Raw genomic sequence first — 7,872 nt, 5'->3', positions numbered from 1 at the left:
CCTACCTTGGAACTTCAAACATTAACAACATCGCCCCGTGGGTTCATGGGGCGTTTACTATCTAACGTCACAAAAGATACTGTGCAAGAGCTTAATCATCTGCATGGTTTTAAAGTTAATGAATGGTTTTTATCAAGTGGTCGCTGTGGTCAAGTCGAGGTTCATGGTCCATATAAAACAGCAGACGAAGCCTGCAAAGATGCCAAAGCTAAATATGGCGTAACCAAGCTAAAATCACCCCTGATAAACTTCTAGCACCAGTGCGCATTATGTATATTATGTTAAATAAAACTTGGTGTTTATAAGGCAGGTATCTTTATTTGATGCCCTGCCTCTCTTTTTAGTGCTATTTCGGTGTTCTATTTAACAGTAAGGCTATTTACCATAAAATACCTAATAAACATATATCCTAATCTTCGATTCAGAATATGTTTATTAGACTTCAAGCATGAGCCTATCAATTGCTTCTGTAATTTCTTTGGTTCTTACTGGCTTGGTCACGAAATCATTCATGCCGACATCTAAGCAAGAAAATCTATCTTCTACTGATGTGTGTGCAGTGAGCGCGACAATTGGTGTTTTGATGTTTGCATCTCTCATGTATTTGGTTGTGGTCAATCCATCCATTACCGGCATCGACACGTCCATTAAGATAATGTCGATTGCATCGCTGCCTTGTTCAATAAAGCCAATGGCTTCTGCTCCATTACTCGCGATGAACACCTCGTGGCCTTGTCGCGTTAAGATTAACTTTATGACCATTTGATTGGTTGGATTGTCTTCTACAACCAATACTGAGTATCGACTTCTTGGTTCTTCTTGAATCTGCAGTTCATTTTGTCTGTTTGTCTTGTCACAGACGACTCTCGTTGAAACCGGTAATTGCACTTCGAATTTGGAGCCTTGTCCGAGTTCGCTGTTTACAAAGATTCGGCCTCGCATTAATTCAACAAGACGCTTGGTGATCGCTAATCCTAAACCTGTGCCACCAAACCTTCTGGTAATCGTACTATCAGCTTGAACAAACGGACTGAATAATGACGAAAGCTGTTGGGCGCTGATTCCAATCCCTGAATCTTCTACTGTTATATTGAACGAGCTTTGCTGATACTTGATCGATACATGTACGTGTCCACGCTCGGTAAACTTGATGGCATTGCCAATCAAATTAAAGAGGATCTGCGCTAAGCGGCTCTGGTCGATATAATGAAGCTCATCTTCAGGGATATCGGTTGTCACAGTTAAGACTAATCCCTTGCTGTCTGCGGCCTTTCTTTGTTCCGATAAAACAAAAGTTACAGTGTCTCTTACGTTATTCCACTGAGGAGCTAACGAGAAACATCCAGATTCAATCTTAGAGAAATCCAACACATCACTGATAATTGCCAATAAAAGTTCAGACGATGTACTCATATTAAGTAGTATAGATTGCTGCTCTTGAGTTAGCTCGGTGGACTTTAGCGTGTCAATAAGCCCAATAATGGCGTTCAACGGTGTTCTGAGCTCGTGACTCATCATAGCTAGAAACTCAGACTTCGCTTTGTTAGCTTCTTCTGCTTCCTTTCTCGCGTTTACTAGCTCTGCGGTTCGTTCTCTTACCGTTGCTTCAAGTTTCTCTTTGTTCTCAATATCGAAAACTGCTCGTTCAATAAGAGGACGGAAACGATTTAAGGTTGCTTTGGTTTCAATGCTGAAGTGCTTGGTGTTGGAATGGATAAAGATAATGACGGATTGGGTCAGTCCACTATCTAGACCGGTGATCAGAACAGAGTTAATTTGGTCGAGAACAATGGGATGCAAAGAGTTGAATTCACCCAAAGATTTGGGTTCAAAAAGGATGGCGCATTCTCCATTGATGACACGCGAAAGCTTGCCACAATCGTTCCAGTTCATTTGTTCAAAGACTTTGTTATTGGTTAACAGGGTTTTGAAAGCACCGTCGTTCCCTACCCTTGAAACCACAATAAAGTCATCGAACTTGATGTATTTTTTGAGGACATACTCCAAGCTAGAGAATATCTCGGAAATGTTACCCGCTTTACTGATCGCAGAGATAGTTGATAAGATCACCCTATTCTCTTCAGCGAGTTTTCGTTCACGGAGTTTTAGTTTTTGTAGTTCAATGCGAGCTTCTTGCAGCGCTTCTTGACCTTCGGAACTCATTACTTTTTTAACCTATAAAACGTTGCTGAGGATACCATTAAATTTCCGTGCGCGTTTTCCCCACCAGAGAGCCTTCCTTGCTCGCCAAAAGTAAAAGGACATATGTATGGAAGGCCGTTAAGCGCCTGATTTATCTGGTTACATACCTCATCCATGTCTTGTTTTAGGTGCAGCATTGGTCCTGCACAGAATATGTTGATAGCCCCTAATTTTTCTTCAAGGTCCATGTCATTATAATAAGAAGAATGAATGATGTTAGCGGCACGACTGATCAGTTGTTGCTTAGAGCCTTGCATCAAATAGATGGTGTCACCTTCATTTATATCAGTGAACAATTCGATACCGTTACACTCAGTTTCTCTGATCGAATGCGATAACTTGAAATATGGGTAGTCGTAAGAAGAGCCGACCTTTCGGCCTAATGGATAAACTGTCGACTTTTCAAAAATATACCCATCATCACTGCCACCTAAATGAAAATTAGTCCATTCATTATAAACGGTGGTCGCAGGCCTATGGTCGATCTCTAACAATATTCGATTTCTTACTTTGGTGACGGTACCTGAAAATTGAGTCGGCGTATGCCCTGAGCTTAGTGATGAATATATAGATTGCGATGCAAATATGACGGTTAACGATACGCCATTAATAGAGAGCGATTCTTCGTTGAATATGCTCCAATTTCCTGAAACCTGATTGTCTGCTGCGCTACCTCCGACAATAGGCACTTCTGTACCAAATTTCGTATCGATAGCTGCCATTACTTTCTCTTCATTACCTGGAGTGGAATGAAGTAAGATTAAGTCAGGTATCTCACCTTCTCTATTTGCATTTCTAAGTGCTTTGTCGATTGCTCGAAAGGTACTTGCTTCTATAGAGTCAGAAAAGTGCTCAATGCCGGTTCCGTATGCATTGATCCCTGAGTCATAGATGATAAGAACGCCAATGACGGGCCCTGAATGAAATCCAGTTTCTGTCATGATGCCGTGGCAAGTGGTGCATCCGTGGATAGGAGTATTCGGAAGAGCGTCTACCAAATATCGCTGAACAGCGAGTGTGGAATACTCTTCTGTACAGTAGCAAATGAGACAAGCTATTTGTTCTGGGGTCTCAACTCCAGAGAGTAACTCATCTACCGCAATTTTATCGTCTAAGGAATAAGAGACTTTTGATAGAAATTTCATAGATTTCTGAATACTTTATGAATAATCTATTTATAACACTTTTATGCACTAAGTTTTACTGATTTAGTACATATTTCTATCAACAAACTGCGGTAAGAGTGATTTACACGCCCTGTTATTCTTTGGAAATGTTGACCAAATATGTGCCACTCTGTTGTGGAAATGTGATGGTTATTGATGAGGCTTTATCGGTCGTTTTTAACGCCCATTTTGAGGCTTTATTTTCCTCAAGAATTCCGTTCTCATCATAGCTAATGATAAATTTGCCAGTTTTAGATGTTTCGATTAAATAGCCTAGGTTATTGTCCGAAATTAAAACATTATGTTTATCAATAGTAATTTGACAAGGTTTTGAAACTATACAGTTTATCGTCTCGTCTTGGTCGTATGTCACTGTTCTCCAAGTAAATGCCGCTATTAAAATAACCAACATGACGATAATTTGAACAAGCCTGCCTTTTGTTAGCTTTTGTGCCGCCATTATAATCTTTACTCCTTGTTACAAAGTTCAAAGTTTTTAAATAAAAATCCAATTCCAGACCAAGCGTAAGGTTACTACTCTGTCATTGATTTGTTAATTCAAGTATAGTGTCGCGTTGAAAATGCCACTTTTTTTCAAAATCAGCAAGTGGAAATAAAGCCCTGAATAGGCTGAATTTCCTTTTCTAATTTGGGTGGCATTACGACGTGAGTCGTGTTGGAAGTAAAGTGTAGTAAATAAGAAATTGGAAGCATGCAAATGAGCCAAGAAAAGCAGCTTGAACAAAACTACAACTATACGGTCGTCCGTCAATTTACCCTTGTTACAATTTTGTGGGGTATTGTCGGTATGGGCGTTGGTGTTTTGATTGCCGCTCAATTAGTTTGGCCACAGCTAAACTTTGATACGCCGTGGCTGACGTACAGTCGTTTACGTCCCCTGCATACTAATGCGGTTATTTTTGCGTTCGGTACAAGTGCGCTGTTTGCAACATCATATTATGTTGTGCAACGTACCTGTCAGACGCGTCTCTTTGGTGGCCCTCTCGTAGCCTTTACCTTTTGGGGTTGGCAAGCGATTATCCTGTCCGCTGCAATTACTTTACCGTTAGGTTTAACCTCTGGTAAAGAATACGCAGAACTTGAATGGCCAATCGATATTGCTATTACTCTTGTGTGGGTAGCTTATGCGGTCGTGTTCTTCGGAACTATGATTAAGCGTAAGACATCGCACATTTATGTAGCTAACTGGTTCTTCGGAGCCTTCATCATCACGGTTGCCGTGTTGCACATCGTTAACAGCCTGGCTGTTCCTGTATCTGCGTTTAAATCTTACTCGATTTATTCCGGAGCGATCGATGCAATGGTGCAATGGTGGTACGGACACAATGCGGTAGGCTTCCTATTGACAGCTGGTTTCCTAGGTATGATGTATTACTTCGTTCCTAAACAAGCTGGTCGCCCTGTTTACTCTTACCGTTTGTCAATTGTCCACTTCTGGGCTCTTGTGTCTCTGTATATATGGGCTGGTCCTCACCACCTACACTACACTGCACTTCCAGACTGGACTCAGTCTCTAGGTATGGTTATGTCTTTGGTTCTGTTTGCTCCTTCTTGGGGTGGCATGATCAACGGTATTATGACTCTATCTGGCGCGTGGCATAAGCTTCGCTACGACCCAATCCTACGTTTCCTAATCGTTTCTCTATCATTCTACGGCATGTCGACTTTCGAAGGCCCAATGATGGCAATCAAAACGGTTAATGCACTATCTCACTACACGGACTGGACTATCGGTCACGTTCACTCTGGTGCGTTAGGTTGGGTTGCAATGGTTTCAATCGGTTCGGTTTACCACTTGGTTCCTAAACTATTTGGTCAAGAGCGTATGTACTCTGTATCACTAATCAATGTTCACTTCTGGTTAGCAACGATTGGTACAGTTTTCTACATTGTTGCAATGTGGATCTCTGGTGTGATGCAAGGTCTGATGTGGCGTGCAGTTAACTCTGACGGTACATTGACTTACAGCTTCGTAGAATCTGTAGAAGCTTCTTACCCGTTCTACTTTGTACGTTTCTTAGGTGGTTTCATCTTCCTATCAGGTATGTTCTTACTGGCATACAACACGTACAAAACTGTTTCTGCACCTAAAGATAGCCTTAAAGCTATCCCTCAACCGGCTTAAGGAGATTTAGAATGAGCTCAAATTCAAATAATCGCCATGAGTTGGTCGAGAAAAACGTTGGTCTACTAGCGATCTTAATCGTTATCGCAATCAGCTTTGGTGCTTTAGTAGAAATCACCCCGCTTATTTTCCAAAAGCAAACGACTGAACCTGTAGAAAACCTACGCGTTTACTCTGCTCTGGAAATGGAAGGTCGTGATATTTACATTCGTGAAGGTTGTAACGTATGTCACAGCCAAATGATTCGTCCTTTCCGCTCTGAAACTGAACGTTACGGCCACTACTCTGTAGCGGGCGAAAGTGTTTGGGAACATCCATTCCTATGGGGTTCTAAGCGTACTGGTCCAGATCTAGCGCGTGTTGGTGATCGTTACTCTGATGAGTGGCACCGTGTTCACCTTCTAGACCCACGCGAACTTGTTCCTGAATCAAACATGCCTGGTTTCCCATGGCTTGCTGAGAATGTACTTGATGGCAAATTGACTAAGCAGAAGCTTGAACTCTTCCGCAATCAATTTGGTGTTCCTTACACAGACGAACAAATTGCTAACGCTAAACAAGATGTTGAAGGAAAAACAGAGATGGATGCAATCATCGCTTACCTTCAATCGCTTGGCCACGCAATGAAATAAGGAATAATTATGGACATTATTACATTTCAAAGTGTTTGGACTGTTACTGTTTTTGCTTGTTTCATCGGCATCGTTTGGTGGGCATACGGCAAGAATCGTAAAACACGTTTCGACGAAGATGCGAACCTAGTGTTTGCAGACGACGAGCCGGCAACAAGTTCTAAAAATCAAGGAGTGACAAAGTAATGAGTACATTCTGGAGTATCTGGGTTAGTGCGATTACGATTGGTACCCTAATTGGTTGTGCGGTCTTACTTCGTTGGTGTTTTAAAGATAAAACAGGCGTAGAACCAGGTCATGATATGGGCCACGAATACGATGGTATTCGTGAGCTTAATAACCCACTACCTAAATGGTGGACATACCTTTTCGTAAGCACAATTGTGTTTGCAGCTGTTTATCTTGCTCTATACCCAGGCCTTGGCAACTTTAAAGGTCTATTAGGTTGGACGAGTTCAAACCAAACAGTTCGTAGCGTAGAAGAGTCTCGCTCTGCAATCGCTGCAGCTCAAGCTAACAAACAGTTAGATGAGTACGCAAAAGAACTTGATGACGCGAACACTTATTTTGGCGAAGCATTCAAGAAGCTAGCTCATGATGAGAACGGTCTACGTTCTGTTCCTGACATCGCATCTGATGCTGAAGCAATCAAAGTGGGTCAACGTTTGTTCTTACAAAACTGTTCTCAGTGTCATGGTTCTGATGCTCGTGGTCAAAAGGGCTTCCCTAACTTGACTGACGATGCATGGCTATATGGCGGTGAACCACAAGCTATCGTTACTACCATCATGCATGGTCGTGTCGGTCAAATGCCAGCGTGGAAAGACGCACTAGGCGAGCAAGGCGTTAAAGAAGTAGTTAGCTACACTCTTAGCCTTTCTGGTCGTAGCGTGAATGCACGTGAAGCAGAAGCTGGTAAAGCACGTTTCGTTGTGTGTGCTGCGTGTCACGGTACAGATGGTAAGGGTAACCCTGCTGTTGGTGCACCTGACCTAACAGACCGCGATTGGTTGTTTGGCGATTCTCGCGCTGATGTAACTGAAACAGTAATGAACGGCCGTTCTGGCGTAATGCCTGCTTGGAAGGATATTCTAGGCGAGGACAAAGTTCAGCTTGTTGCATCGTACGTGTGGAGCTTAAGTAACTCAGATAATAAGTAACATTTCAATAACAGCCTCTTTCTAAGAGGCTGTCTTTCCTTTATTTTATAAGCCCTTCTTTTTATTCATTTTTGAGATATTTTTTATGGTAAAGCCTTGGTATAAACAGTTTTGGCCGTGGTTCTTAATCGCGTTGCCAGCGACAGTAGTTATTTGGACCATCATGACGGTCATTGTGTTCACACAGAACTCTGTAGACCTAGTGACTGAGGATTACTATAAAAAAGGAAAAGGCATTAATGTCGACATTTCAAAAGTAAACATTGCTAAAGAGCTTGGTCTATCGGCTTCAGTTAATGAGAAAGGTAACTCGGTTATCATTACTCTAGACAAAGGCAAGCTTGACCACTTCCCTGCTATTAGCGCAATGTTCGTGCACAGAACGTTGCCTGACCGTGATTTCACTCAGCTACTGACGGCTGATGCGAGCGGCAACTACACGTTGACTCTGGATCATGAAATGCAAGGTCCATGGTTTATTGAGCTTTCTCCGCATGATTCTGAATGGTTAGTGCAAGGTCGCATGAACTTCCCTATTGATACTCCTACTCAACTAACGAATTAAA

Annotated in this window: 9 protein-coding genes; 6 read left to right on the top strand and 3 right to left on the bottom strand. The window is 42.1% G+C overall.

All coding sequences use genetic code 11. From position 1 onward, the window contains the following. A partial coding sequence (locus tag ED652_RS11170) for a hypothetical protein (protein ID WP_367889461.1) occupies positions 1-255 on the top strand: 255 nt, incomplete at its 5' end. A gap of 180 nt (positions 256-435) precedes the next feature. Here the strand turns inward: ED652_RS11170 and ED652_RS11165 are convergent. From ED652_RS11165 to ED652_RS11155, 3 genes are all read right to left on the bottom strand, one after another. Continuing rightward, positions 436-2,163 carry an ATP-binding protein gene (locus ED652_RS11165; RefSeq protein ID WP_102559865.1) on the bottom strand — a complete coding sequence of 576 codons (1,728 nt, stop codon included), beginning with the start codon at positions 2,161-2,163 and terminating at the stop codon, positions 436-438. Continuing rightward, positions 2,163-3,347, bottom strand: coding sequence for an FIST signal transduction protein (locus ED652_RS11160; RefSeq protein WP_017112097.1), 1,185 nt, complete (start codon positions 3,345-3,347; stop codon positions 2,163-2,165). The genes ED652_RS11165 and ED652_RS11160 overlap by 1 nt, the downstream gene beginning before the upstream one ends. 115 nt (positions 3,348-3,462) lie before the next feature. Next, positions 3,463-3,828: a hypothetical protein gene (locus ED652_RS11155; protein WP_099167323.1), complete on the bottom strand. Its 366-nt coding sequence runs from the start codon at positions 3,826-3,828 to the stop codon at positions 3,463-3,465. 252 nt (positions 3,829-4,080) lie between these two features. On the opposite strand from ED652_RS11155, the gene ccoN reads away from it, so the two are divergent. The 5 genes from ccoN (at position 4,081) to ED652_RS11130 (ending at position 7,871) form a co-directional block, all read left to right on the top strand. After that, positions 4,081-5,514: a cytochrome-c oxidase, cbb3-type subunit I gene (gene ccoN, locus ED652_RS11150; protein WP_008221953.1), complete on the top strand. Its 1,434-nt coding sequence runs from the start codon at positions 4,081-4,083 to the stop codon at positions 5,512-5,514. A gap of 11 nt (positions 5,515-5,525) precedes the next feature. Further along, positions 5,526-6,146 (top strand): cytochrome-c oxidase, cbb3-type subunit II, encoded by a 621-nt coding sequence (gene ccoO / locus ED652_RS11145; protein ID WP_016767204.1) that lies wholly within the window; start codon positions 5,526-5,528, stop codon positions 6,144-6,146. 9 nt (positions 6,147-6,155) lie between these two features. Further along, on the top strand, positions 6,156-6,332 hold the full coding sequence (locus tag ED652_RS11140; protein ID WP_017108018.1) for a CcoQ/FixQ family Cbb3-type cytochrome c oxidase assembly chaperone: 177 nt from the start codon (positions 6,156-6,158) through the stop codon (positions 6,330-6,332). Further along, positions 6,332-7,306, top strand: coding sequence for a cytochrome-c oxidase, cbb3-type subunit III (gene ccoP, locus ED652_RS11135; protein WP_017112094.1), 975 nt, complete (start codon positions 6,332-6,334; stop codon positions 7,304-7,306). Before ED652_RS11140 ends, ccoP begins: the two co-directional genes overlap by 1 nt. 85 nt (positions 7,307-7,391) lie before the next feature. Continuing rightward, positions 7,392-7,871, top strand: a complete 480-nt coding sequence (locus ED652_RS11130; protein ID WP_017108020.1) for a FixH family protein — start codon at positions 7,392-7,394, stop codon at positions 7,869-7,871. The last annotated feature ends 1 nt before the right edge of the window (position 7,872 follow it).

The organism is Vibrio sp. Evd11 (assembly GCF_900382755.1).
Taxonomy (GTDB): domain Bacteria; phylum Pseudomonadota; class Gammaproteobacteria; order Enterobacterales; family Vibrionaceae; genus Vibrio; species Vibrio lentus.
This window is presented reverse-complemented; position numbering and strand designations above follow the sequence as displayed.